This window comes from Pseudolysinimonas sp., assembly GCF_051954455.1.
Taxonomy (GTDB): Bacteria; Actinomycetota; Actinomycetes; order Actinomycetales; family Microbacteriaceae; genus Pseudolysinimonas.
Genome location: NZ_JBQCHS010000006.1, coordinates 74519 through 99010 on the forward strand (window position 1 = coordinate 74519; position 24492 = coordinate 99010).

General features: G+C 72.5%; 25 protein-coding genes and 1 tRNA gene. 25 read left to right on the top strand and 1 reads right to left on the bottom strand.

The window, feature by feature from the left end; genetic code table 11:
- Positions 1–38 precede the first annotated feature (38 nt).
- The 6 genes from ACTHM3_RS02700 to ACTHM3_RS02725 all read left to right on the top strand — a co-directional run bounded on the left by ACTHM3_RS02700 (position 39) and on the right by ACTHM3_RS02725 (position 4475).
- Positions 39–1268, top strand: a complete 1230-nt coding sequence (locus ACTHM3_RS02700) for a sensor histidine kinase (RefSeq protein ID WP_440404546.1) — start codon at positions 39–41, stop codon at positions 1266–1268.
- Positions 1265–1927 carry a response regulator gene (locus ACTHM3_RS02705; RefSeq protein WP_440404547.1) on the top strand — a complete coding sequence of 221 codons (663 nt, stop codon included), beginning with the start codon at positions 1265–1267 and terminating at the stop codon, positions 1925–1927. The genes ACTHM3_RS02700 and ACTHM3_RS02705 overlap by 4 nt, the downstream gene beginning before the upstream one ends.
- A 146-nt stretch (positions 1928–2073) precedes the next feature.
- Positions 2074–2433, top strand: coding sequence for an SHOCT domain-containing protein (locus ACTHM3_RS02710; protein ID WP_440404548.1), 360 nt, complete (start codon positions 2074–2076; stop codon positions 2431–2433).
- A gap of 78 nt (positions 2434–2511) precedes the next feature.
- Positions 2512–3390, top strand: a complete 879-nt coding sequence (locus tag ACTHM3_RS02715) for a sensor histidine kinase (RefSeq protein WP_440404549.1) — start codon at positions 2512–2514, stop codon at positions 3388–3390.
- An 18-nt stretch (positions 3391–3408) separates the two neighbouring features.
- On the top strand, positions 3409–4158 hold the full coding sequence (locus ACTHM3_RS02720; RefSeq protein ID WP_440404550.1) for an AzlC family ABC transporter permease: 750 nt from the start codon (positions 3409–3411) through the stop codon (positions 4156–4158).
- Complete coding sequence (locus ACTHM3_RS02725; RefSeq protein ID WP_440404551.1) at positions 4155–4475, top strand: AzlD domain-containing protein; 321 nt, start codon at positions 4155–4157, stop codon at positions 4473–4475. Before ACTHM3_RS02720 ends, ACTHM3_RS02725 begins: the two co-directional genes overlap by 4 nt.
- 21 nt (positions 4476–4496) lie before the next feature.
- Here the strand turns inward: ACTHM3_RS02725 and def are convergent, their stop codons facing one another.
- Positions 4497–5063 carry a peptide deformylase gene (gene def, locus ACTHM3_RS02730; RefSeq protein WP_440404552.1) on the bottom strand — a complete coding sequence of 189 codons (567 nt, stop codon included), beginning with the start codon at positions 5061–5063 and terminating at the stop codon, positions 4497–4499.
- Positions 5064–5104: 41 nt separating this feature from the next.
- Here def and ACTHM3_RS02735 point away from each other — a divergent pair, with 41 nt between their 5' ends.
- The 19 genes from ACTHM3_RS02735 to miaA all read left to right on the top strand — a co-directional run bounded on the left by ACTHM3_RS02735 (position 5105) and on the right by miaA (position 24492).
- Positions 5105–6058 (top strand): DMT family transporter, encoded by a 954-nt coding sequence (locus ACTHM3_RS02735; RefSeq protein WP_440404553.1) that lies wholly within the window; start codon positions 5105–5107, stop codon positions 6056–6058.
- Between the two features lie 48 nt (positions 6059–6106).
- Positions 6107–7333, top strand: a complete 1227-nt coding sequence (locus ACTHM3_RS02740; RefSeq protein ID WP_440404554.1) for a glycosyltransferase — start codon at positions 6107–6109, stop codon at positions 7331–7333.
- A gap of 205 nt (positions 7334–7538) precedes the next feature.
- Positions 7539–7612, top strand: a tRNA-Ile gene (locus ACTHM3_RS02745).
- Positions 7613–7667: 55 nt separating this feature from the next.
- On the top strand, positions 7668–8645 hold the full coding sequence (gene dapA / locus ACTHM3_RS02750) for a 4-hydroxy-tetrahydrodipicolinate synthase (RefSeq protein ID WP_440404555.1): 978 nt from the start codon (positions 7668–7670) through the stop codon (positions 8643–8645).
- Between the two features lie 13 nt (positions 8646–8658).
- Complete coding sequence (locus ACTHM3_RS02755; RefSeq protein WP_440404556.1) at positions 8659–10341, top strand: ribonuclease J; 1683 nt, start codon at positions 8659–8661, stop codon at positions 10339–10341.
- Between the two features lie 145 nt (positions 10342–10486).
- Positions 10487–11512, top strand: coding sequence for a hypothetical protein (locus ACTHM3_RS02760; RefSeq protein WP_440404557.1), 1026 nt, complete (start codon positions 10487–10489; stop codon positions 11510–11512).
- The gene (locus ACTHM3_RS02765) at positions 11512–12210 is read left to right on the top strand and encodes an ABC transporter ATP-binding protein (RefSeq protein ID WP_440404558.1); all 699 of its coding nucleotides are present in this window, start codon (positions 11512–11514) and stop codon (positions 12208–12210) included. The genes ACTHM3_RS02760 and ACTHM3_RS02765 overlap by 1 nt, the downstream gene beginning before the upstream one ends.
- The gene (locus ACTHM3_RS02770; protein ID WP_440404559.1) at positions 12207–13436 is read left to right on the top strand and encodes an ABC transporter permease; all 1230 of its coding nucleotides are present in this window, start codon (positions 12207–12209) and stop codon (positions 13434–13436) included. Before ACTHM3_RS02765 ends, ACTHM3_RS02770 begins: the two co-directional genes overlap by 4 nt.
- Before the next feature lie 36 nt (positions 13437–13472).
- The gene (locus ACTHM3_RS02775; RefSeq protein ID WP_440404560.1) at positions 13473–14672 is read left to right on the top strand and encodes an MFS transporter; all 1200 of its coding nucleotides are present in this window, start codon (positions 13473–13475) and stop codon (positions 14670–14672) included.
- A gap of 272 nt (positions 14673–14944) precedes the next feature.
- Positions 14945–15430 (top strand): hypothetical protein, encoded by a 486-nt coding sequence (locus ACTHM3_RS02780; RefSeq protein ID WP_440404561.1) that lies wholly within the window; start codon positions 14945–14947, stop codon positions 15428–15430.
- Positions 15431–15498: 68 nt separating this feature from the next.
- Entirely contained in the window at positions 15499–18210 is a 2712-nt protein-coding gene (locus ACTHM3_RS02785; protein ID WP_440404562.1) for a DNA translocase FtsK, read from the top strand.
- A 3-nt stretch (positions 18211–18213) separates the two neighbouring features.
- Entirely contained in the window at positions 18214–18837 is a 624-nt protein-coding gene (gene pgsA, locus ACTHM3_RS02790; RefSeq protein WP_440404563.1) for a CDP-diacylglycerol--glycerol-3-phosphate 3-phosphatidyltransferase, read from the top strand.
- Positions 18834–19328, top strand: a complete 495-nt coding sequence (locus ACTHM3_RS02795) for a CinA family protein (protein ID WP_440404564.1) — start codon at positions 18834–18836, stop codon at positions 19326–19328. Before pgsA ends, ACTHM3_RS02795 begins: the two co-directional genes overlap by 4 nt.
- A gap of 124 nt (positions 19329–19452) precedes the next feature.
- On the top strand, positions 19453–19761 hold the full coding sequence (locus ACTHM3_RS02800) for a helix-turn-helix domain-containing protein (RefSeq protein ID WP_440404612.1): 309 nt from the start codon (positions 19453–19455) through the stop codon (positions 19759–19761).
- Between the two features lie 65 nt (positions 19762–19826).
- On the top strand, positions 19827–20051 hold the full coding sequence (locus tag ACTHM3_RS02805; RefSeq protein ID WP_440404565.1) for a DUF3046 domain-containing protein: 225 nt from the start codon (positions 19827–19829) through the stop codon (positions 20049–20051).
- A 239-nt stretch (positions 20052–20290) separates the two neighbouring features.
- Entirely contained in the window at positions 20291–21352 is a 1062-nt protein-coding gene (gene recA / locus ACTHM3_RS02810) for a recombinase RecA (protein WP_440404566.1), read from the top strand.
- Positions 21352–22005, top strand: a complete 654-nt coding sequence (locus tag ACTHM3_RS02815; RefSeq protein ID WP_440404567.1) for a regulatory protein RecX — start codon at positions 21352–21354, stop codon at positions 22003–22005. Before recA ends, ACTHM3_RS02815 begins: the two co-directional genes overlap by 1 nt.
- Positions 22006–22043: 38 nt before the next feature.
- Positions 22044–23552 (top strand): tRNA (N6-isopentenyl adenosine(37)-C2)-methylthiotransferase MiaB, encoded by a 1509-nt coding sequence (gene miaB / locus ACTHM3_RS02820; protein ID WP_440404568.1) that lies wholly within the window; start codon positions 22044–22046, stop codon positions 23550–23552.
- 22 nt (positions 23553–23574) lie between these two features.
- Complete coding sequence (gene miaA / locus ACTHM3_RS02825) at positions 23575–24492, top strand: tRNA (adenosine(37)-N6)-dimethylallyltransferase MiaA (RefSeq protein ID WP_440404613.1); 918 nt, start codon at positions 23575–23577, stop codon at positions 24490–24492.

Sequence of the window (24492 nt, forward strand, 5' to 3'; positions counted from 1 at the left end):
CCGACGCCCGCTCGCACCCCGCCGCGTAGCATCGGGGCATGCCCGGCCCCGACGTCCCTCGCGGGCGCGGGCCCGGCGGTCCTCCCGCCTGGGCGGAGGGCGGCCCGGGATGGCATGGGCCCCACGTCCGCCTGCCGCGCGCGTTCACGCTCTGGGCGCCGGTGCTGGCGTCGTTCGCCGTGCAGGTGCCGTCCGCCGTCTGGATCGCCGCGTCGCAGGGCGGCTCGCACGCGATGCTGCTGCTCCTCGTCGGTATCGCGCTCGTGGGGCCGCTCGCGCTCATCGCCGCCCGGCGCTGGCCGGGGCCGGTCGTCGCGATCACCGCGGTCGCCGCCTCCGCCGACGTGGTGGTGAACCAGACGGGCGGCCCGCCGTACATCGCCCTCGCGTTCGCGATCGTCGGCGCCATCGTGCGCGGCGCCCGCGTGTGGGCATGGGTCTCGATCTCCGTCGCCTGGAGCGCGAGCATCATCGTCGCGCTCCACTTCGGCGGACCCCGCTTCGAAGGCCCGCGGCTGGTCGCGACGACCCTCGGCATCCTCATCGTCGTCGGGCTGGCGGAGGGGCTGCGCGCCCGGCGCGAGCGCTACGCGGAGTTCCGCCGCCGCGCCACGGAGGCCCGGCAGAGCGAGCTGCAGGCCGAGCGCGTGCGCATCGCTCGCGAACTCCACGACGTCCTCGCGCACTCCCTCAGCCAGATCAACGTGCAGGCGGGCGTCGGGCTGCACCTCATGCAGAAGCAGCCGGAGAAGGCGGCGGAGGCGCTCGCCAGCATCAAGGACACCTCCAAGACCGCGCTCGAGGAGGTGCGGTCGGTGCTCGGCGTGCTGCGGGCCGAGAACGGCGCCGACCCCTCCGCCCCGCTCGTGCCGGAGCCCGGGCTCGACCGCCTCGGCGCGTTGACCGTGCCGGGGGTGCGCGTGGAGCTCGACGACCGACTCGACCACGCCGACGTGCCGCAGCCGGTGCAGTTCGCGATCTACCGGATCGTGCAGGAGTCGCTCACCAACGTCGGCCGACACGCCGCGGGGGCCTCGGTCGCGCGGGTCGCGCTGCGGCGCGACGACGACGGCTACCGCGTCGCGGTGCGCGACGACGGGCACGCGGCCCCCGCGAGCGGCGTCGCCGCGGAGTCGGGCGGCCGCGGCGTCCTCGGGATGCGGGAGCGCGCCGAGCTGCTCGGCGGCCGGCTCACGGCGGGGCCGGCCGCGGGCGGCGGCTTCGAGGTCGTCGCCGAACTCCCCGCCCGGATCGGAGCCCCCTCATGACCATCCGCGTCGCCCTCGCCGACGACCAGCAGCTGATCCGCGCGGGCTTCCGCAGCCTCCTCGAGGCGGAACCCGACCTCGAGGTCGTCGGCGAAGCCGCGACCGGACGCGAAGCCGTCGCACTCGTGACCCGCGAGAAGCCCGACGTGGTGCTCATGGACATCCGCATGCCCGACGGCGACGGGCTGTGGGCGACGGAGCGGATCGCGGCCGATCCCGCCCTCGACGGTACGCACGTCATCGTCGTCACGACCTTCGAGCTCGACGAGTACGTCGCGGAGGCGATCCGCGCGGGGGCGAGCGGATTCCTCGTCAAGGACACGGAACCCGTCGAGCTGATCCGCGCGGTCCACGTGGTCGCGGCCGGCGACGCGCTGCTCAGCCCCCGCGTGACGAAGCGTCTGCTGGAGCGCGTGGCCGGCTCGCTCTCCGCCCCGGCCGACGACTCCGCGCTCGCCGTGCTCACCGACCGTGAGCGCGAGGTGCTGGCGCTCGTCGGGCAGGGCCTCACGAACGAGGAGATCGGCGGGCGGCTCTTCCTGAGCCCGCTCACCGCGAAGACGCACGTCTCGCGGATCATGTCGAAGCTCCTCGCGCGCGACCGGGTGCAGCTCGTGGTCGTCGCCTACGAGACGGGTCTGGTCGCCCCCGGTCGCTGACCGGCTCGGCGGGAGTACCCGAGCGCCGGATCCTGCTCCGAACGGAGTACGCGGTTCGCTCCGCCGGGCAGATCCCCGCGCCGCGCCATCCGAGGAGAGTCGGGTCATCGGGTTCCGGAGGGAGCCCCCGTCGAAAGGATCCGCCCGTGCTCACCGCACTCATCTCGTCCGCCGCGGCTTCGCCCGCGCTGGCCAGCGCCGCCCTGTTCGCCCACGGGCCGTCGTGGCACCTGGCGTTCTTCCCGCTCTTCTTCCTGATCCCGGTGTTCTGGATCCTCGTGATCGCGCTCATCGTCGTGCTGGTGACGCGCGGCCGCCGGCGCGCCTGGGCCCGAGGCGGCTACGGCCCGTGGGGCGGCCCGTGGGGCCACGGCAGCGCCGGCACGCGGAGCGCCGAGGCGACCCTCGCGCTGCGCTACGCCAACGGCGACATCGACGAGAAGGAGTACCGCGCGCGCCTCGAGGTGCTCCGCGCCGCCAATGGGCCGACGCCGCCGCAGGGCTAACCCCGCGTCCTGAATCGCCCGCTCCCCGCACCCCGCCCGGGTCGGGGAGCGAGCGGCCCTCCCGCTAGTCTCGATCGCGTGAACGGGTGGCTGCGCGAGAACTCGGCGCTCCTCGTCCCGGCGCTCGCCGTGGTCGTCGGGGGGCTGCTCCTCGCGGCCCTCGTGCTCCTCGTCCTCTGGCTGGTCACGCGCCGCCGGTACCGCCGGGCGCTCCGCGAGCGGGTCGAGGCCGACCGCGACCGCCTCGACTTCGAGCTGCTGGCGGCCGAGCAGACCAGCCGGCTCCGCATCATCCGCGAACTGCACGAGCTGATCGTCCCGTCGCTCACCGCGATCGTCGCCCAGGCCGACGGCGCCCGCTTCGCGGCCACCGCCGACCCCGCCGTGGCCGCGCGCACCGCCGCCGGCATCGCGGAGTCGGCGCGCACGACGCTCGGCGACCTGCGCCGCGTGGTCGACGTGGCGCGCGACGGCGAGGAGGAGGCCGGCCCGCAGCCGGGGCTGGACAGCCTCGGCGACCTCTTCGCAGTGATGCGCGATGCCGGGCTCGGGATCCGCGTCGAGGAGTCGGGAGAGCGGCTCTCGCTCACGCCCGGCGCCGAGCTCGCCGTGTACCGGATCCTGCAGGAGGCGCTCGCCAACGCGCTCGCCCACGGGGGAGCGGGCACGGAGGCGAAGGTGACGCTCCGCTGGACCGACCGCGGCCTCGAGGTCCTCGTCGACGACGACGGGGCGCGCCGCGACGCCGCGTCCGACGGCCGGGGCTACGGCCAGGACGACGACCTCGCCGCGCTCACGGGGGAGCCGGTCGGGCGCGGCATCACCGAGATGCGGGAGCGCACCGAGATCTACGGCGGCGTCTTCCGCGCCTACGCCGTGCCCGGCATCGGCTTCTCGGTCTCGGCCGTGTTCCCCGCGCTCGCCCACCACAACGGCGTGCACGGCGTGCCCCTGTGATCCCGGCGCCCGCCCGCGATGCGCGCTGAGTCGCCCGCGGCCCGGGATCCCGAGCGGTCGCGCGCCGTGCGGGCGGCGCTCGCCGTCGGGATCGCGGTGGCCGCCTACGGCCTGTCGTTCGGCGCGCTCGCCACGGCCTCCGGTCTCGACGTGTGGCAGACCTGCGTGCTGAGCCTGTTCATGTTCTCGGGCGGATCGCAGTTCGCCGTGATCGGCGTGCTCGCCACCGGCGGCCTCGCCGCCGCGCCCGCCGCGATCGCCGGCTCGACCCTTCTCGGCGCCCGCAACGCGCTCTACTCGATGCGCATGGCGCCGATCATCGGCGGACCGTGGTGGCGTCGGCTCCTCGCGGCGCAGTGGACGATCGACGAGTCGACCGCGGTCGGCACGGCGCAGCCGACGCTCCGCGGGCAGCGGATCGGCTTCTGGATGACCGGGGCCGTGATCTACGTCGGCTGGAACCTCACCACCCTGATCGGCGCGCTCGTCGGCGACCTGCTCGGCGACGTCCGGATGTACGGGCTCGACGCCGCCGCGGCCGCCGCCTTCCTCGGGCTGCTCTGGCCGCGCCTGCGATCGCGTCAGCCGATCGCCGTCGCGGCCGCTGCGGCGGTGGTCGCGGCCCTGACGCTCCCGTTCCTGCCGCCCGGCGTGCCGGTGCTGCTCGCGGCGGCCGTCGCGGTCGTGGTCGGGATGACGAACTGGCTCGGCCCGCGGCCCGGCGACCCGGCGGCGGAGTCGGTCCTCGATCGGGATGCGGGCCTGTGACCGCCTGGAACGTCGTCCTGCTCGCGTCGATCCTCGTGCTCGCGCTGAAGATCGCCGGCTACCTCGTGCCCGCGCGGCTCCTCGAGAAGCCGACGCCGGCCCGGGTCGCGACGCTCCTGACCGTCGCGCTCTTGTCGGCGCTCGTCGTGACCCAGACGATCCAGGGGAACGGAGGGCACCCGGTGTCGATCGACGCGCGGCTCCCGGCCCTCGGCGTCGCGGCGCTGCTGCTCGCGGTGCGGGCGCCGTTCATCGTCGTGGTGCTGGCGGCGGCCGTCGTGGCGGCGGTCCTGCGGCTCCTGGGCTGGATGGCGTGACACGCCGCCGCGACCCCGGCCTCACGGTTCGATCTGGTCGACCCCCGGGGTCCACGACCGGCCGGGGATGCCCCACGCCTTCCTCTTGACGACCTTGCCGAGCGAGCGCGCCTCGTCGAAGGCGAGGCGATCGGCGTAGAGGACGCCGTCGAGGTGGTCGTACTCGTGCTGGAAGATGCGCGCGAGCCAGCCCGAGGTGCGGATCTCGAAGGCCTGCCCGTCGAGGTCCGTGGCCTCCAGGATCGCGGCGGGGGAGCGGCGCAGGGGGAAGCGCTCGCCGGGGATCGAGAGGCAGCCCTCCGACTCGACCTCCTCGTCGAGCGGGCCGAGCGGCATCGGTGCGATCCACAGTCGCGGGTTGATCGCGACACCCTCGCTCAGCTCGCCGTCCGCGACCTCGAAGGACCACACGAAGAGACGCAGCCCGACCCCGACCTGGGGCGCCGCGAGGCCCACGCCGGGGGCGGCGTGCATCGTCTCCACCATGTCGGCGACGAGGGTGCGCAGCTCGTCGTCCACGGCCTCGACCGGCGCGGCGACGGTGTGGAGGACGGGCTCTCCTGTGATCCGGATGGGCAACACGGCCATCCGGCCAGGGTATCGGCGCAACCGCCGGGTAGATTGCACGGGTGCATCCGAGCCTCGACGCATTCTCGGCGTTGAGCCTCCCCGGTCGCCTGCCGATCGTCGGCATCGCCATCGCGCTGGTCGGCGGCCTGTTCCTCGCGCTCGGCGCCCAGTTCCAGCACCGCGGGGTGCAGCGGGCGGAGGCCCGGCACCAGGAGCGCGTGCACGACGCGGGCGACGACCTGCCGACGACCGCGAAGGGGCTCGGCGCGATCCTCGCCGGCACGCTCCGCCTGCTGAAGAGCCCCTGGTGGCTGCTCGGCACGGTGCTCTACGCGATCGCGATCCTGTGCCAGCTCACGAGCCTCGGCTTCGCGCCGATCACCGTGGTCCAGCCGATCGGCGTCGTCGCGCTCGTCATCACCTCGATCGTGAACTCGCGGATGTCGCGCATCGAGCTCACCCGGCCCACCATCCGCGCGATCGTGCTCTGCGTCCTCGGGGTCGGCATCTTCGTCGGGTTCGCTGCGGCCAACACCGACGACCCCGGGATCGACCAGGGCCAGATGATCATCGTCCTGTCGATCCTCGTCATCGTCGTCTTCCTGCTGGGGCTCGCCTACCTGCTGTTCCGTCGGCAGTTCCGGGCGATCTTCTACGTCATCGCGGCGGGCGTCTGCTTCGGCTTCGTGGCGACGATCGCGAAGGTCACCATCAACCGGTTCCTGGCCGGCGACGTCGACTGGCTGGTGATCCTCGCGCTGCTCGGGATCCTCGCGTCCGGCGGCCTCGGCGCGTACTTCGTGCAGAACGCCTACTCGATCGGCGCGCCGGACCTCGTGATCGCGGGCCTCACCGTCGTCGACCCGATCGTCGCGGTGGTCATCGGCCTCACGGTGCTGGGAGAGGGCGCACGGACCCCGGTGTGGGTGCTCTTCGTCTGGCTCGTGAGCGCGGCGATCGCGATCGCGGGCGTCATCCAGCTCGCCCGCCACCACCCGCAGACCGTCCGCTGACCGCCTGTCGAGGCCGGTCTCGCGGGCCCCTCGGGTAGGGTGCCTCCGATGCGCATACTCATCGGCTGCGACACGTTCGCCCCCGACCTGAACGGGGCGGCGGCCTTCGCCAAGCGGCTCGGTGCGGGGATGGTGCAGCGCGGCCACGAGGTGCACGTGCTCGCCCCCGCGACGAGGGAGGCCGGCCCCGGCGTCTTCGCCGAGGAGCATGAGGGCCAATCGATGACGGTGCACCGCATCCCGAGCTACTCGTGGCCGACGCACCCGTGGTTCCGGTTCATGATGCCGTTCACGATCCGACGTCACGCGAAGCAGGCCGTCCGGACCGCGAAACCCGACGTCGTGCACGTGCAGTCGCACATCGTCGCGGGCCGCGGGCTGTTCCCGGTCGCGAAGAAGGCCGGCATCCGCCTCGCCGGCACGAGCCACTCGATGCCGGAGAACATCGTCCAGCACGCCCCGCCGCACACGCCGCAGTGGTTCGTGGACTTCGTGGTCGGAGCCCAGTGGCGTTCCGCCCGGAAGCTCTTCGGCATGGCCGACGTCGTCACGAGTCCCACCCAGAGCTCGGCCGACTACTTCGAGAAGATGACCGGCCTGACCGACGTGATCGCGGTCTCCAACGGCATCGAGACCTCCGACTACACCCCCTCGTTCGCGCCCCGCACCGGCAACCGCATCGTCTTCGTCGGGCGCCTCGACGACGAGAAGCACATCGACGAGCTGGTCGAGGCGACCGCCCGGCTCGACCCGGCGCTCGACGTGCAGGTGGACATCATCGGCGCCGGGGAGGCGCGCGAGAAGCTGCAGGCGCAGGCACGCGAGCTCGGGATCGCGGAGCGCATCCACTTCCTCGGCAAGGTCTCCGACGCCGAGCTGCGTCGCACCCTCACCTCGGCGACCGTGTTCGCGATGCCGTCGCGCGCCGAGCTCCAGTGCATCGCCGCCATGGAGGCGGAGGCGTCCGCGCTGCCGGTCGTCGCGGCCAACGCCATGGCGCTCCCGCACCTCGTGCGCGACGGTGTCAACGGCCACCTCTACGAGCCCGGTGACATCGACGGCTTCGTTCGCGGCCTGACCGACGTGCTCACGGCGACGCCGGAGCGCCTCGACGCGATGAAGCGGGCGTCGCTCGCGATCGTCGCCGAGCACTCGATGGCCCACACGCTCGACGTGTTCGAGGCGATCTACCTGGATCAGGCGATCCCGTCGGCGCCGATCCCTCCCGCGGCGTCCGCCGAACCCGCCGCGGACTCGGACCGCACCTCCCGCTGACCGCCCCGCTCCCGCGTCGCCCCGTCGGGCACAAAAGCCCTGTGGCGGCGCCGCCGCACCGTGTCTCTGCGCCCGATGGGCGTGGCGTGTCCCGAATCCCACGCGCTCGGTGGGCGGACAAGCCCTGTGCCGGTGTCCTCGGACCGTGCTTCTGTGCCTGATGGCCGCGGGGGCGCACGGCGCGGGCGGTAGCCTGAGCCGGCACGGGGCGGTAGCTCAGCCGGTTAGAGCAGGGGACTCATAATCCCTCGGTCGCGGGTTCAAGTCCCGCCCGCCCTACGAGTGGTCCCGGTGGTCGCACGCCGGATCACGCGGCCCCGGTAGCCTTGCACCCGTGGCCAGACCTGCGAACCCGTTCGGACAGGTGCTCGTCGCGCTCGTGACCCCGTTCACGGCCGACGGCGAGGTCGACTGGGACGACGTCGAGAAGCACATCGACTCGGTGATCCGCCAGGGGGCCGACGGCATCGTCGTCACCGGCACGACCGGCGAGACCAGCACGCTGACCGACCCGGAGAAGATCCGCCTGGTCGAGGTCGCGAAGTCGGTCGCCGACGGCCGCGCCAAGGTCATCACCGGCGGCGGCAGCAACGAGACCGCGCACGCGATCGAGCTCTACAAGCACTCCGAGAAGGCGGGCGCCGACGGGATCATGATCGTGACCCCGTACTACAACAAGCCCACGCAGGCGGGCATCCTCACGCACTTCCGCATGGTCGCCGACGCGACCGACCTGCCGGTCATCCTGTACGACATCCCCGGCCGCACGGGCGTGCCGATCCGCTACGAGACGCTGCTGCGCGCCGCGAAGCATCCCAACATCCGGGCGGTCAAGGACGCGAAGGGCGATCTCAGCGAGGTGAGCCGCGTTATGAACCAGACCGACCTGCTCTACTTCGCGGGCGACGACGCGAACGCCCTCCCCACCCTCGCGATCGGCGGCTCCGGCCTCATCGGCGTCACCGCGAACATCACGGCCGCGCCTTACCGCCGCATGGTGGACGCCGTGAACGGCAACGACCTCGCGACCGCGACCGCTGCGCACCAGGCGCTCGAGCCGCTCGTGCGCGCGACCATGACGCACGTGCCCGGCACCGTCGCGACCAAGTACATCCTCCACGGCCTCGGCCGCATCTCGAGCCCGCGCGTTCGCCTGCCGCTGGTGGGGCCCGAGGAGTCGGAGGCCGCGCTGATCGAGGACGAGATCGCCCTCGTGGGTCCCGGCGCCGACGTCGACTTCTCCAACTTCCGCCCCGACCGCAACGCGGCCGCCGGCGGCGCCCTCCCGAAGGTCGCCGGCACCACCCGATGACAGGAACCATCCGATGAGCTCCCAGCGCGACGTCGTCGCTCCGCCCGCCCTCGCCCCGGGGACGCTCCGCGTCGTCCCGCTCGGCGGTCTCGGCGAGATCGGCCGCAACATGACGGTCTACGAGTTCGAGGGCAAGCTCCTCATCGTCGACGCCGGCGTGCTGTTCCCGGAGGAGCACCAGCCGGGCGTCGACCTGATCCTCCCGGACTTCGCGCCCATCCGCGACCGCCTCGACGACGTCGTGGGGGTCGTGCTGACGCACGGGCACGAGGATCACATCGGTGCCGTGCCCTACCTCCTGAAGCTGAAGCGCGACATCCCGCTGATCGGATCGCAGCTCACGCTCGCGTTCGTCGAGGCGAAGCTCAAGGAGCACCGCATCCAGCCGTACTCGATGGCGGTCAAGGAGGGGCGGCAGGAGCGGCTCGGGCCGTTCGAGCTCGAGTTCATCGCCGTCAACCACTCGATCCCCGACGCGCTCGCGGTCGCGATCCGCACGCCCGCGGGCACGGCGCTGCACACCGGCGACTTCAACATGGACCAGCTGCCGCTCGACGGTCGCATCACCGACCTGCGCGCGTTCGCCCGGCTCGGCGAGGAGGGAGTGGACCTCTTCCTCCCCGACTCGACGAACGCCGACGTCCCCGGCTTCACGGCCCTCGAGCGCGACATCGGCCCGGTGCTGGAGAGCGTCATCGCGAAGGCGAAGCGGCGGGTCATCGTCGCGAGCTTCTCGAGCCACGTGCACCGCGTGCAGCAGGTGCTCGACGCCGCGCACAAGAACGGCCGCCAGGTCGCCCTGGTGGGTCGCTCGATGCTCCGCAACATGACCATCGCGGCCGATCTCGGCTACCTGCAGGTGCCCGAGGGGGTGCTCGTCGACCTCAAGCGCGCCCTCGACCTGCCCGACGACCGGGTCGTCTACATGTCGACCGGATCGCAGGGGGAGCCGATGGCGGTCCTCGCGCGCATGGCGAACCAGGACCACCAGATCGAGGTCGGCGAGGGCGACACGGTCATCCTCGCCTCGAGCCTCATCCCGGGCAACGAGAACGCCGTGTACCGCGTCATCAACGGGCTCACCAAGCTCGGCGCGCTCGTCGTGCACAAGGGCAACGCCCGGGTGCACGTCTCCGGGCACGCGGCCGCGGGCGAGCTGCTCTACTGCTACAACATCGTGAAGCCGCGCAACGTGCTCCCGGTGCACGGCGAGGCGCGGCACCTGGTGGCGAGCGCGGCCCTCGCGATCGACACCGGGGTTCCCGCGGCCCAGACCCTCATCGGCGAGAACGGCGTGGTCGTCGACCTCGTAGACGGCGTCGCCCGCGTCGTCGGTCAGCTCGACCTGGGCTACGTCTACGTCGACGGCTCGACCGTGGGCGAGATCACCGACGCCGACCTCAAGGACCGCCGCATCCTCGCCGAGGAGGGGTTCATCTCGATCTTCGTGGCGATCGACACCCAGTCCGGGCGCGTCATCGTCGGCCCCGAGATCCAGGCGCGGGGCTTCGCCGAGGACGAGTCGGTCTTCGACAGCGTGCGTCCGCAGATCGTGAAGGCGCTCGCCGACGCCGCCGCCAACGGCACACGCGATCAGCACGGCTTCAGCCAGGTCGTGCGCCGCACCGTGGGCCGCTGGGTGAACACGCAGCACCGCCGGCGCCCCATGATCATCCCGGTCGTGATCGAGGCGTAGCGCGGGACGAGCGCGCGGTCTCGGCGACGCCGACGTCGCGCTCGCGCCATCCACCCCGTGGCCGGGTCGGGGTTCTCCCGGATCGTCCCCTGATCCTCAGCGACGATGACGAGGTCTGCTCACCCCGTGAGGAAGACTGGCGGGCATGAGCGCTGCTTCCCCCGGCATCGGCCGCCGCTGGGTCCTCCCCATCCTCCGCATCGTCGTCTTCGCCGCGATCGGCATCGCCCTCGTCAAGCTCGCCTTCTTCAGCGGCGCCACGGCGGGCAGCGACGGCGTGACGCCGACCGGGGCGGTCAGCGACCCGCTCGCCGTCGTCGAGACCGGCTCGATCAGGAACGACGTCGCGCTGGACGCGACCGTCTACGCGGACCCGGCGGTCCCCGTCCGCGCGACCGTTGCGGGGGAGATCACGAAGGTCGCAATCGCGGTGGGCGCGGGCGCCGACTCCGGCACCCCGGTCGTCGTCGTGAAGCACCCGCTCACCTCGACCGACCCCGCCGCGGCCCCCGGCTTCCGATCGGTGACGATCACTGCCGGTGCCGCGGGCACGGTCTCGGCCCTGAACGCGCTCGTCGGCCAGCAGGTCGCGGTCGGCGACGTGATCGCGCAGGTCGCGCCGCCGACGTTCAACGTCTCGGGGTCGATCGCCGCCGTCGACCAGTACCGGCTCCTCTCGAAGCCGACGGAGGCGACCGTCACCATCGCCGGAGGGCCCGCGCCGTTCACCTGCACCGGCCTCACGATCAGCGCGCCGCTCGCCGGGGCGGGCTCGACCGGTGACTCCACCGGCGCCGATCCGTCGACCGGGTCCGGTACCGCTTCCGGCAGCGGCCAGGGGGCGAGCGGCGGTCCCACGGTCCGCTGCGCGGTCCCCGCTGGGGTCACTGTGTTCGCGGGCCTCGCGGCGAAGGTCACGATCTCCGCCGGCTCCGCGGCGGACGCCCTCCTCGTCCCGGCGACGGCGGTCGAGGGCTCCGGCGCGAACGGCACCGTCTACCAGCCGGCGGCGTCCGGGGGCGCGCCGAAGGCCGTCCCGGTGCAGCTCGGCATCTTCGACGGGCGCCGCGTCCAGATCGTGTCGGGCCTGAAGAAGGGCGACCAGATCCTGCAGTTCGTGCCCTCCAAGGCCGACGAGCAGGCGGCGCAGGCCACCGGGTCGACCCGCTGATGGCGATCCTCGAGCTCGAGGGCGTCACCCGGGTGGTCCCGATCCCCGACGACGAGCCGCTGCACATCCTGCGCGGCGTCGACCTCCTCGTCGACGCGGGGGAGCACGTCTCGATCGTCGGGAGGAGCGGATCGGGCAAGTCGACGCTGCTCAACATCCTCGGGCTGCTCGACGAGCCGAGCGGGGGCCGTCTCGTCTTCGACGGCGTCCCCGTCGAACGCATGTCCGCCGCCGCGCGCGACAAGCGGCGCGGCCGGGAGGTGGGCTTCATCTTCCAGCAGTTCAATCTGCTCCCGGGGCGCACGGCGGCCGAGAACGTCGCGACGCCGCTGCTCTACGCCGAACCCGCGCGCTTCTGGCGTCGGCGCCGGCTGGCGCTCCAGATGCTCGACCGCGTCGGCCTCGCGGACCGCGCCGACGGCCTCCCGAGTCGGCTGTCGGGCGGCGAGCAGCAGCGCGTGGCGATCGCGCGGGCGCTCGTCCGCGGCCCGCGAGTGATCCTCGCGGACGAGCCGACCGGCGCGCTCGACGTCGACACCGGCCGAGCCGTGATGGAGCTCCTGGACGGGGTCGCGCACGACACCGGCGCGGCGCTCGTGACGATCACGCACGACCCGGACATCGCCGCGCTCGCGGACCGCCGGTACCGCCTCGACGGCGGCGTGCTGCACCCGGTCGCGGCGGAGGCCCTCCGGTGAAGGCGGTCACCGCCGCCTCCAGCGTCCTCGTCGAGGCCTGGGCGGAGTTCCGGGTCTACCGGGCGCGCGTGCTCATGTCGATCATCGGTGTCGCGGTCGCCATCATGGCGCTCACCGCCATCGCCGCGCTCTCCGCGGTCGCGCAGCAGGGCGTCGTGGAGCAGATGGAGCGCGGCCAGGGTCGGCCGGCCATGCTCGGCATCAGCGCGCCCTACTCCGACAACGGGCAGCAGCTCGCCTCGGACGCCGAGTTCGGCGCCGCCCTCAGGGCGGAGCTCGGCCGCTACGACGTGCGCTACTGGAGCCGTCAGGGATACGCGACCCCCGCGATCCGCGGTCTGTCGCCGGAGGCGAACCTCAGCGCGCAGCTCGTCGACCCGTCCTACGGGGTGATGTTCCGCACCCGCATCCTGCACGGCTCCTGGTTCTCGGACCGCGACACCCGCCGGCTGGTCCCCGCCGTGGTCGTCAACGAGGGGCTCTGGAACGCCCTCGGGAGCCCGGATCTCCGGACGCATCCCGTGGTCCACCTCGTCGCGCCGTCGAGCGTCGACGCGGTCGTCATCGGCGTCTCCTCGGGCGGCGACGCCCAATCGGCGCAGCTCTGGATGCTCTACGACGCCTACCAGGCGCTCGTGCCCGCGGGCGACACCTCGCAACAGCAGGGGTCGACCCAGTGGGTTGCGTGGGTACCGACCCCGCAGTCGGAGGCCCTTTCCGCGCGCATCGGCTCCGATCTGTCGCGGACGATCGGGCAAGGCGCGCACGTCGAGGTGCACCGGCAGGACTACGAGGCGTTCAACGGGCCGGATCCCCTGCTCTTCCTCAAGATCATCGGCGGCGCGGCGGCCGGCCTCATCCTTGTGCTCGGCGCCCTCGGGCTGCTCAACATCTCGATGGTGACGGTGCGGGCACGCATCCGCGAGATCGGGATCCGGCGCAGCTTCGGCGCGACCGCCGGCCGGGTCTTCGCCGGCGTGATGATGGAGAGCGTCGTCGCGACCGCGGCCGCGGGCGTGGTCGGCGTGATGGTCGCGATCCTCGCCCTCGAGAACCCCCTCGTGGCCGGGTTCCTGCATCGGGCCGGGCTGCAGGACGTCCCCGCGTTCCCGCTCTCGGCGGCCGGGTTCGGGATGCTGGTGGCGGTCGGTGTCGGCGCGCTCGCCGGTCTCCTCCCGGCGCTCGTGGCGGTCCGGGTGCGGCCGATCGACGCGATCCGGTACTGAGCGGCGACCATCCCCGCCCGTGCGACGATGGGAGGGATGGTCGAGGGGCACGCTCCGGGGGAGCGCTCCTACCGACGGCTGCTCGTCGCCCTGTTCTTCGCGGGCATCGCGATGTTCGCGCAGCTCTACTCGTTCCAGGCGGTGCTGCCGCAGGTCAGCCGGACGTTCCATGTCGACGCGGCGGCCGCGGCGCTCACCGTCTCGGCCGCGACCCTCGGGCTCGCGATCGGCGTGATCCCCTGGTCGATCGTGGCCGACCGGGTCGGGCGCGTGCCCGCGATGGCGGTCGGGATCGCGGTGGCGACCGTCGTCGGCATCGCAGTGCCCTTCCTGCCGGACTTCGCCGCGCTCCTCGGCGCCCGCCTCGTCGAGGGGGCGATGGCCGGCGCCGTCCCGGCGATCGCGATGGCGTACGTGAGCGAGGAGGTCGCCCCCGCGCACACCGCGCGCGCCGCGGGGGTCTACATCGCCGGCACCTCCGTCGGCGGCCTGGTGGGGCGGATCGTCGCGGCGCCGATCGCCGACCTCGTCGGCTGGCCCGTCGGGGTCCTCTCCGTCGCGCTCCTGTGCGCGGCGTCCGCGGTGCTCTTCGTCGTGCTCGTCCCCCCGGCGCGGGCACCCCGCCCCGAGCGAGGCGGGGTGGCGCGACGCCTCGTCGACGACCTGCGCTCGCCGCGCCAGCTCGCCCTCTACGCGCAGGGGCTGCTGCTCATGGGCGGGTTCGTCGCCGTCTACAACTACCTCGGCTTCCGGCTGGCGGAGCCGCCGTTCTCCGTGCCGCCGATCCTTCTCGGCCTGCTGTTCCTGGCCTACCTCGCCGGGACGGTCGCCTCGGCGCGGGCGGGGGCCCTCGCGGCGCGGCGGGGCCGACTCCCCGTCCTGGTCGGGGCGACCGTGCTGCTGGCGGTCGGCGTCCTGCTCACGCTCGTCCCGTCGCTCCCCGTGATCGTGGTCGGGCTCCTCGTGCTGACGGCCGGGTTCTTCGCGGCGCACTCGACGGCGGCCGGCTGGGCTCCCGTCATCGCCCCGGGCGGCCGGGCGCAGGCGTCGTCGCTCTACAACCTCGCGTACTACGCCGGCTCGAGCATCGTCGGTTGGGGGGTCGGGCTGGCATTCGTCGGAGCCGGGTGGCCGGGGGTGGTGCTCGCGGTGGCGGCGCTCGCCGTGGCCGCGGTGTCGATCGCACTCGTGGTGCTCCTCCGCCGGACCGGCCGGGGTGACGCGATCCAGCCGTGACGGCATCGTGACCGTCTCCAGCCCGCCGGACGGACGCGATCTGGGATCATCGGATCATGAGATCCCCTCGCGCCGCCTGGATCCTCGTCGGGGTCATCCTGTCGGGAGCCCTCGCGGGCTGCACCGACACCACGATCCACTCGCATCCCTCGGCCTCGTCGACATCGACATCGACATCGAATCCCGCTGCGGCCCCGGCCCCGACGCGCCCCGCGCTGGATGCACTGGTGGTGGGACCCGCCGGCCTCGGCTCCGTCGTTCTCGGAGAACCGGTGCCGGCCGAACCCTCCCGAACTGCGCTCGTCGCGTGGCACGCCGACGCTTGCGAGGCCAACGTCGCTCCTGAGGGAGCCCCGCCCACCCACGGTCTGTGGATCACCACCTATCCCGACGATCCGAGCGGCCCGATCCAGCAGGATCCGTTCCGTATCGCGACGATCGATGCGCAGCAGGGCGGCGCGGTGAGCGCGGTCCAGGTGTTCTCTCCGCAGATCCGGACTACGACAGGTGTCCATATCGGCAGCTCGGTGTCCGAGCTGGAGGCGGCCTACCCCGGCGGATTCGCGGATCACCGCCACGGCTACGACACCGACGTCTACGCGGTCGATGGACCGTCCGGCCGGCTCCTCATCGAAGCTTACGACGGGTCCGAGGACGCCGGCGGTCGGTCGGAAGTCGCCCTGATGAGCGTGGTCCCGCCGGGGACCGCACCCTTCGCCCTGATCCCGGGCGACGGCCTGCTCGGCTGCCCGGTCTGACGCCGCTCGATCCGGACACCCCGCCCCGCCTCCCCGCCGTCGTCCGCCCGCGCGGGTACCGTCGCGTCATGGCCACGAGCACCCGGTCGTCGAGCACGCGCGCCCGCGCATCGAGCCGGAACGCCACCAAGGTGCAGGGCCCGCGCGCGCACAGCACCAAGGCGACCCCGACCAAGCGCTACCCGAAGGGCAAGCAGCCGGTCTTCCAGGACGACCGTCCCGGCGCTCTCACGTCGGCGTGGCTCGGCCTCGCGCACATCGTCGGGGGAGGGGCCCGCGTCTTCGGCAAGGAGACCCTGGCCAAGGAGGAGCGGCGCGACGGCTTCCCGATGCTGCTCGTCGTCCTCGCGATCGCCGGGGCCGTCGTCGAGTGGTTCAACCCCTCGTCGGACATCGCCCAGGCTCTCGACGCCTACACGTTCGGCGGGCTGCTCGGCCGGGTCGCGTTCAGCCTCCCGGTCATCATGCTGATCTTCGCGGTGTGGCTGTTCCGCCACCCGTCGAGCGTCCACGACAACACGCGCGTCGGCATCGGGCTCGCTCTGCTCATCGCGTGCATCAGCGCCTTCTGCCACGTCTTCAGCGATCACCCGCAGCCGTCGCAGGGGATGCCGGCCCTCTCCCACGCGGGCGGGGTCGTCGGGTGGGTGATCGGCCAGCCGTTCGTGGCGATCGGCGCGGCGTGGCTCGCCGTCCCGATCGTGGGCGCCGTCGGGATCCTCTCGCTGTTCATCATCAGCAAGACGCCGCCGAACCGCACCGGCGACCGGCTGCGCGAGGCCTACGCCTACCTCTTCGGCGCGGAGATCGGCGAGCGGCCGGCGAAGACGACGGTCGAGGAGCCGGAGGAGCCGGAGCTCGGCTCGCTCACCGACCTCGGCCTCGAGATGGACGACCCGTCCACGATGCCGTGGTGGCGTCGCGGCAAGAAGTCCAGCGAGCCCGCGTACGACTCCGCGCTCGAGAACCCGACCGAGGCGACCGAGGTCATCGCGCACTCGCCCGTGCACGACGACGCCGACCTCCTGGCCGAGCTCGCCAAGGCCGAGGACGCCGTCCGCCGCTTCACGGGCGAGGCCCCCGCGATCCCGCCGACGTCCCTCCGCGACGACGGGCCGGTCACGCTCTTCGACGCCGCCGACGACGTGGCGCTGCCCCCCGCGGTCCCCGCTCCCGCCGCGTCGAAGCGGCCCTACCGGCTCCCCGCCGTGTCGCTCCTCGAGGCGGGCGATCCGCCGAAGACCAAGACCCCCGCGAACGTCGAGGCGATCGCCTCCATCACGAGCGTGCTCACCCAGTTCGGCGTCGACGCGAAGGTCACCGGCTTCTCCCGCGGGCCGTCGGTCACCCGCTACGAGATCGAGCTCGGCCACGGCGTGAAGGTCGAGCGCGTGACGGCCCTCGCGAAGAACCTCGCCTACGCCGTCGCCTCGAACGAGGTCCAGATCCTCTCGCCGATCCCCGGCAAGTCGGCGATCGGCGTCGAGATCCCCAACAAGGACCGCGAGATCGTCTCCCTCGGCGACGTGCTCCGCTCGCCCGCGGCGACGCGCTCCGTGCACCCGCTGCCGATCGGCCTCGGCAAGGACGTCGAGGGCGGCTTCGTGGTCGCGAACCTCGCCAAGATGCCGCACCTGCTGGTCGCCGGCTCCACCGGATCCGGCAAGTCGTCCTTCATCAACTCGATGATCACCTCGGTGCTCATGCGGGCGAAGCCCGCCGAGGTCCGGATGGTGCTCGTCGACCCGAAGCGCGTCGAGCTCTCCGCCTATCAGGGCGTGCCGCACCTCATCACGCCCATCATCACGAACCCCAAGAAGGCCGCCGAGGCGCTCCAGTGGGTCGTCAAGGAGATGGACATGCGGTACGACGACCTCGCGTCGTTCGGCTTCCGCCACATCGACGACTTCAACCGCGCCGTGCTCGCGAACGAGATCGTGCTGCCGCAGGGCTCGGAGCGGGTGCTGCAGCCGTATCCCTATCTCCTCGTCGTCGTGGACGAGCTCGCCGACCTCATGATGGTCGCCCCGCGCGACGTCGAGGACTCGATCGTGCGCATCACGCAGCTCGCGCGCGCGTCCGGCATCCACCTCGTGCTCGCGACGCAGCGACCCTCGGTCGACGTCGTCACCGGGCTCATCAAGGCCAACGTGCCGTCGCGCCTCGCCTTCGCGGTGTCGAGCATGACCGACTCCCGCGTCATCCTCGACCAGGCCGGCGCCGAGAAGCTGATCGGCCAGGGCGACGGGCTCTTCCTCCCGATGGGCGCCTCCAAGGCGATCCGCGTGCAGGGCGCGTGGGTCAAGGAGGACGAGATCGAGGCGGTCGTGAAGTTCGTCACGGCCCAGGCCCGCCCCGAATACCGGGACGACGTGGAGGCGGTGGCCGAGAAGCGCGAGATCGACGCCGACATCGGCGACGACCTCGAGTTGCTGCTGCAGGCGGCCGAGCTCGTCGTGAACACGCAGTTCGGCTCGACGTCGATGCTGCAGCGCAAGCTGCGCGTCGGATTCGCCAAGGCCGGGCGGCTCATGGACCTCCTCGAGTCGCGCGAGATCGTCGGCCCGTCCGAGGGCTCGAAGGCGCGCGACGTGCTCGTCGCGCCGGAGCAGCTCGCCGGCGTCCTCGCGCAGCTGCGCGGCGACGTCCCCGCCTCCGGCGCTGCGCCGGCCGGCGCTGGGAAGGTGCCCGGCGACCCCGTCGAGGCCCAGTTCGACGGATATCCTGTCGATGAGGGGCCCTCGGACGAGGATGCCTGGGGGCTGACGGGCAGGGAGTAGGGCATGAGCGCTGCGCGTCCCAATCCCATGCGCGGCCGGGTCACCGCGCGGGGCGAGACCCCGGCGAGCTGGGGCAACATCGCGAACATCATCACGGTCGTCCGCATCCTGCTGGCCCCGGTGTTCATCTGGCTGCTGCTCGAGGACGGCGGCCGGGACGGATGGGTGCGCTGGCTGGCCGCGGCGCTGTTCGTCGTCGCGATCCTCACCGACTCGGTCGACGGCTTCCTCGCCCGCGGTCGCAACCTCGTCACCGACGCGGGCAAGATCCTCGACCCGATCGCCGACAAGGTGCTGGTCGGGGGAGCCCTCGTCGCGCTGTCGATACTCGGCGAGGTGTGGTGGTGGGTGACCATCGTCATCCTCGTCCGCGAGGTCGGGATCACGGTCTACCGCTTCGTCGTCATCCGCAGCCGGGTGGTGCCCGCCGATCTGCTCGGCAAGATCAAGACCTGGGTGCAGTCGATCGCGGTCACGCTGGCACTCCTGCCGCTCGACCGCGTCGTCGGCCCCTGGTACTCGTGGGTGGTCTGGGTCCTCCTCGGGGCCGCGCTCGTGCTCACGCTCGTCAGCGGCGCCTCGTATCTGGTGGCCGCCTCGCGGGCCGGCCGGGCCGCGAAGGCGTGACGCTCGCGGCGGACGTCGTCGGCCTCCTCGTCGAGCGCCGATGGTCGATCGCCGTCGCGGAGTCGCTGACCGGCGGGCTGCTCGTCGCCGAGCTCGTCTCGGTGCCGGGAGCATCCGCGGTGGTGCGCGGCGGCGTCGTCGCCTACGCGACGCCGTTGAAGCGTTCGCTGCTCGGCGTGGACGCCGCCCTCCTCGCCGCGAACGGGGCGGTGGATCCCGAGGTCGCCCGCCAGATGGCCGCCGGAGTCCGCGAGCGGCTCGCCGTCGACGACGACCCCGCCGCGGTCGGTCTCGCCACGACGGGAGTGGCGGGCCCGGATCCGCAGGACGGCCACCCGGTCGGCGAGGTCTGGGTGGGGCTCGCGCTCGGCGACGAGGTGCGGGCGCGGCGCCTCGATCTGACCGGCGACCGGGCGGCCATCCGGGCGGCCGCCGTCTCCGAATCCCTGTCGTGGCTGCGCGAGGAGCTGCGGGCCGGAGCACCGGAATAGCGGGTGTTCCGATCCTGTTACAGATCGTGTCGCCTCAGCGGATGCGCAGGCGACGCGGCTTAGAGTTCCGATACCGGATGGCGTAACGTGGCCAGCCCGGTTGATCGGGGAGATGGAGGACACCATGGTTCTGGTTCGACAGGAGATCGGCGACGTCCTCCGCGACTTCCGGCTGCAGAAGGCCATGACCCTGCGTCAGGTCGCCAGCCGGGCGAGTGTAGCCCTCGGATACCTGAGCGAGGTGGAGCGCGGTCAGAAGGAGGCCAGCTCCGAGATCCTCGCCTCGGTGGCCGACGCGCTCGACACTCCGATCTCGGTCATCATGCGCGAGGTGGGCGACCGCCTCGCGGTCCTCGAGGGCGTGACGTCGGTTCCCGACACGCTGCCCGACGAGCTCGTGGCCGAGTTCGACGCGGACCTCGCGGTGCGCTAGATCTCAGACGTGGGGAGCCCCGGCCGGTCGGTCGGGGCTCCTTCTTCTTGTCAGGATGGATCTCGATGAAGCTCCAGGAGTTCCGCCGGGCGATCGACGACGAGTTCGGGCCGATGGGCCCGGTGCTCATGCGCGACAGCGTCGTCGTCGAGCTCGGCAACCGCACCCCCGACGAGGCGCTCGCGGCGGGGGTGCCCGCGCGCGACGTCTGGCTCGCGCTCTGTCGGGCCGAGCAGGTGCCGCCGTCGCGCTGGTACGGGGCCGGTCGGCCCGACCCGCGCGACCGCTGAGCCGCACGACACGCCGCGCGTCTCTCGTCGAATATCCGTTCGAACGCGCGTAGTCTCCTTCACAGCGTTCTTCGAACGCGAGTTGTGCGCCGTTCCGCCTGTCGATCCGATGCGATGTCGGACCCCGGGCGTAGCGTCCACGACGAAAGCCCTGCCGGGAGAGTTCGGACCTTGCTTCATCGGTCCGGTCAGGAACGGCAGCCGATGGGCGGCAGCACACGACGCAGAAGGAGACCGCAATGCCCACACCGCAGGAACGCGAGAAGGCCCTCGAGACCGCACTCGCCCAGATCGATCGTCAGTTCGGCAAGGGCACGGTGATGCGGCTCGGCTCGGACGAGCGTGCGCCGGTCGCCATCATCCCCACGGGCTCCATCGCCCTGGATGTCGCCCTCGGCATCGGGGGGCTGCCGCGCGGCCGCATCGTCGAGATCTACGGCCCGGAGTCGTCGGGGAAGACGACGCTCACGCTGCACGCGATCGCCAACGCCCAGCGCGCCGGCGGCATCGCGGCATTCATCGACGCGGAGCACGCGCTCGACCCCGAGTACGCCAAGAAGCTCGGGGTCGACATCGACGCGCTGCTCGTGTCGCAGCCCGACACGGGGGAGCAGGCGCTCGAGATCGCCGACATGCTCGTCCGCTCGGGCTCGATCGACCTCATCGTCGTCGACTCCGTCGCGGCGCTCGTGCCGAAGGCCGAGATCGAGGGCGAGATGGGCGACAGCCACGTCGGCCTCCAGGCCCGCCTCATGTCGCAGGCGCTCCGCAAGCTCACCGGCGGTCTCAACCAGACCCAGACCACGATGATCTTCATCAACCAGCTGCGCGAGAAGATCGGTGTGTTCTTCGGCTCGCCCGAGACCACCGCGGGCGGCAAGGCGCTCAAGTTCTACGCCTCGGTCCGCCTCGACATCCGTCGCATCGAGACCCTGAAGGACGGCACGGAGGCGGTGGGCAACCGCACCCGCGTCAAGGTCGTCAAGAACAAGATGGCACCGCCCTTCAAGCAGGCCGAGTTCGACATCCTCTACGGCGTCGGCATCTCCCGCGAGGGCAGCCTGATCGACTACGGCGTGGAGCACGAGATCGTCCGCAAGTCGGGCGCCTGGTACACCTACGACGGCGACCAGCTCGGTCAGGGCAAGGAGAACGCCCGCAACTTCCTCCTCGAGAACCCGGATGTGGCGGCCGAGATCGAGCGCAAGATCCTCGTGAAGCTGGGCATCGGCGCGGAGGCGAAGGCGGCCGCGGCCGACAACGTGACCGAGCTGCCCGCCAAGAAGGCGGTCGGGCAGTAATGGCCGAGCGCTCCGACGGTCTGGCACCGGTCACCTACCTGCCCGGCGTGCAGCCGCCGTCGGAGCGCCCGACCCTGTCGAGCGGGGCGTCGAGCCAGGACCGCGCGGCCGCGGTCCCGGCCCGACTCGCCCTCGGCGACGAGCCGGATGCGGAGATCGCGGCGACGGTCGATACGACCCGGGCCCACAACGTCTCGCTGCACGCGCTGACCCGCCGCGGGATGTCACGGCGCGAGATCGAGCGGACGCTGCGGTCGCGCGATCTCGACGAGGAGACGATCACGGCCGAGGTCGAGCGGCTCGAGGCGTCGGGCCTCATCGACGACATGGCGCTCGCGCAGAACCTCGTCGGCGTGCTGCAGGAGCGCAAGGGCTACGGCCGGCAGGCCGTCGCGGCCGAGTTGACCCGACGTCTGCTCTCCCCGGCCGCCATCGAATACGCGCTCGAGCTCATCGACACGAGCGACGAGCTCGCCCGCGCCCGCGAGATCGCGATCAAGCGGGCCGGCCAGCTGAGCTCCTACGACCACGCCACCGCGGTCCGACGCCTCAGCGGCTTCCTCATGCGACGCGGCTACAGCGGCAGCACGCTGCGCGCCGCCGTGGAGGCCGCGTTACCGTCGGGAGCGGCGTCGCGCGTCACCTTCCGCTGAGATCTCGTGCCGCCGCACGAACGTAGACTTTCGGCACCATGACCGACGTCACCGCACGCCCGCGCACCTACGAGGTGCGCACCTTCGGCTGTCAGATGAACGTGCACGACTCGGAGCGGCTCTCGGGTTCGCTCGAGGCGGCGGGCTACGTGCGGGCGGACGCGGGATCCGACGCCGACATCGTCGTCATCAACACCTGCGCCGTGCGCGAGAACGCCGACAACAAGCTCTACGGCACCCTCGGCCACCTCGCGGCGTCCAAGCGCCTCAACGCCGACATGCAGATCGCGGTCGGCGGCTGCCTCGCTCAGAAGGACAAGGGCGTCATCGTCCAGAAGGCGCCGTGGGTCGACGTCGTCTTCGGAACCCACAACATGGGATCCCTGCCCACGCTCCTCGAGCGGGCTCGCCATAATGAGGAGGCGCAGGTCGAGATCCTCGAGGCGCTCGAGGTGTTCCCGTCGACCCTCCCCACCCGGCGGGAGTCGGCCGCGAGCGGCTGGGTGTCGATCTCCGTCGGGTGCAACAACACCTGCACCTTCTGCATCGTCCCGTCACTGCGCGGCAAGGAGCGCGACCGCCGCCCGGGCGACATCCTCAGCGAGATCCGGATGCTCGTCGACGATGGCGCCATCGAGGTCACGCTGCTCGGGCAGAACGTGAACTCGTACGGCGTCGAGTTCGGCGACCGGCTGGCGTTCGGCAAGCTGCTGCGGGCGACGGGCGAGATCGAGGGGCTGGAGCGCGTGCGCTTCACCAGCCCGCACCCGGCGGCGTTCACCGACGACGTCGTCGACGCGATGGCCGAGACCCCGAACGTCATGCCGCAGCTCCACATGCCGCTGCAGTCCGGCTCCGACCGCATCCTCAAGGCCATGCGCCGCTCGTACCGATCCGAGCGCTTCCTCGGCATCCTCGACCGGGTCCGTGATCGGATCCCGCACGCCGCGATCTCGACCGACATCATCGTCGGCTTCCCCGGCGAGACGGAGGAGGACTTCGCCGAGACCCTGCGGGTCGTCGAGCAGGCGCGCTTCGCCTCCGCCTTCACCTTCCAGTACTCGATCCGTCCGGGCACCCCGGCGGCCACCATGGACGCGCAGGTGCCCAAGGAGGTCGTGCAGGAGCGCTACGACCGGCTCATCGAGCTGCAGGAGCGGATCTCCGGCGAGGAGTCGCAGAAGCTCGTCGGCACGTCGATCGAGGTGCTCGTCGCGCCCGGCGAGGGGCGGCGCGACAGCGAGACCGCCCGCATCTCCGGGCGTGCGGAGGACAACCGTCTCGTCCACGTCGACCTCCCGGCCGGGGCCGAGGCACCGCGTCCCGGCGACGTCGTGAGCGCCGTCGTGACGCGGGCGACTCCGCACTTCCTCATCGCCGGACCGGCCGGCGCGATCCTGCCGGTGCGGCGCACCCGTGCGGGCGACGCGTGGGACCGCGCGCAGGCGATGGCGCTCGATCCGCACGCCGACTCCGACCACGGCCACGGCGGCGCCGCCGGCGGCCCCGTCTCCATCGGGCTGCCGACCCTGCGGGTCGGCGCCTAGCCGCGTGGCGACCGCCGCGCCGATGATCGCCGTCGTCGGTGCTACCGGCACCGGCAAGTCGGCGCTCTCGCTGGACCTCGCGGAGCGCCTGGCCGCCGAGGGGACCCCGGCGGAGATCGTCAACGCCGATGCGATGCAGCTCTACCGCGGCATGGACATCGGCACCGCGAAGCTGCGCCCTGAGGAGCGCCGCGGCATCCCGCACCACCTGCTCGACGTGCTCGCCCCGAGCGAGGAGGCGAGTGTCGCCGCGTACCAGACGGCCGCCCGCGACACCATCGACGCCATCGCGGGCCGGGGCGCGATCCCGATCCTCGTCGGCGGCAGCGGGCTCTACGTGTCGAGCGTCGTCTACGACTTCCGGTTCCCGGGCACCGATGCCGGGATCCGGGCCCGCCTGGAGGCGGAGCTAGCGGAGCGTGGTCCCGGCGCCCTGCACGCCCGACTCTCGGGGCTCGACCCGGCCGCGGCGAGCGGGATCGGCCCGCACAACGGTCGCCGGCTCGTCCGCGCCCTCGAGGTCATCGAGATCACGGGGGAGCCGTTCGGCGCCGGGCTGCCGGAGGAGGGTGCGACGTGGCGCCCGACCGTCACGATCGGGCTGCGCAGCGAGAGGTCGGTGCTGGTCGAGCGGCTCGAGCGGCGCGCCGCCGGCATGTGGCGCGACGGCCTCCTGGACGAGGTCGCCGCGCTCCGCCCGGCGGGACTCGGCGTCACCGCCTCGCGCGCCATGGGGTACGCCCTGGCGCTCGCCCAGCTCGACGGTCTGCTCGACGTGGCGGCCGCGATCGAGCAGACCGCCGCCCTCACGCGGCGGTACGCCCGCCGCCAGGTCGGGTGGTTCCGCCGGTACGCCGGCACCGCCTGGATCGACGCGGACGACGCCCACCGCGTCGACCGCGCCCTCGCGGCGATGCACGGCCGCGCCCCGATAGCCTGA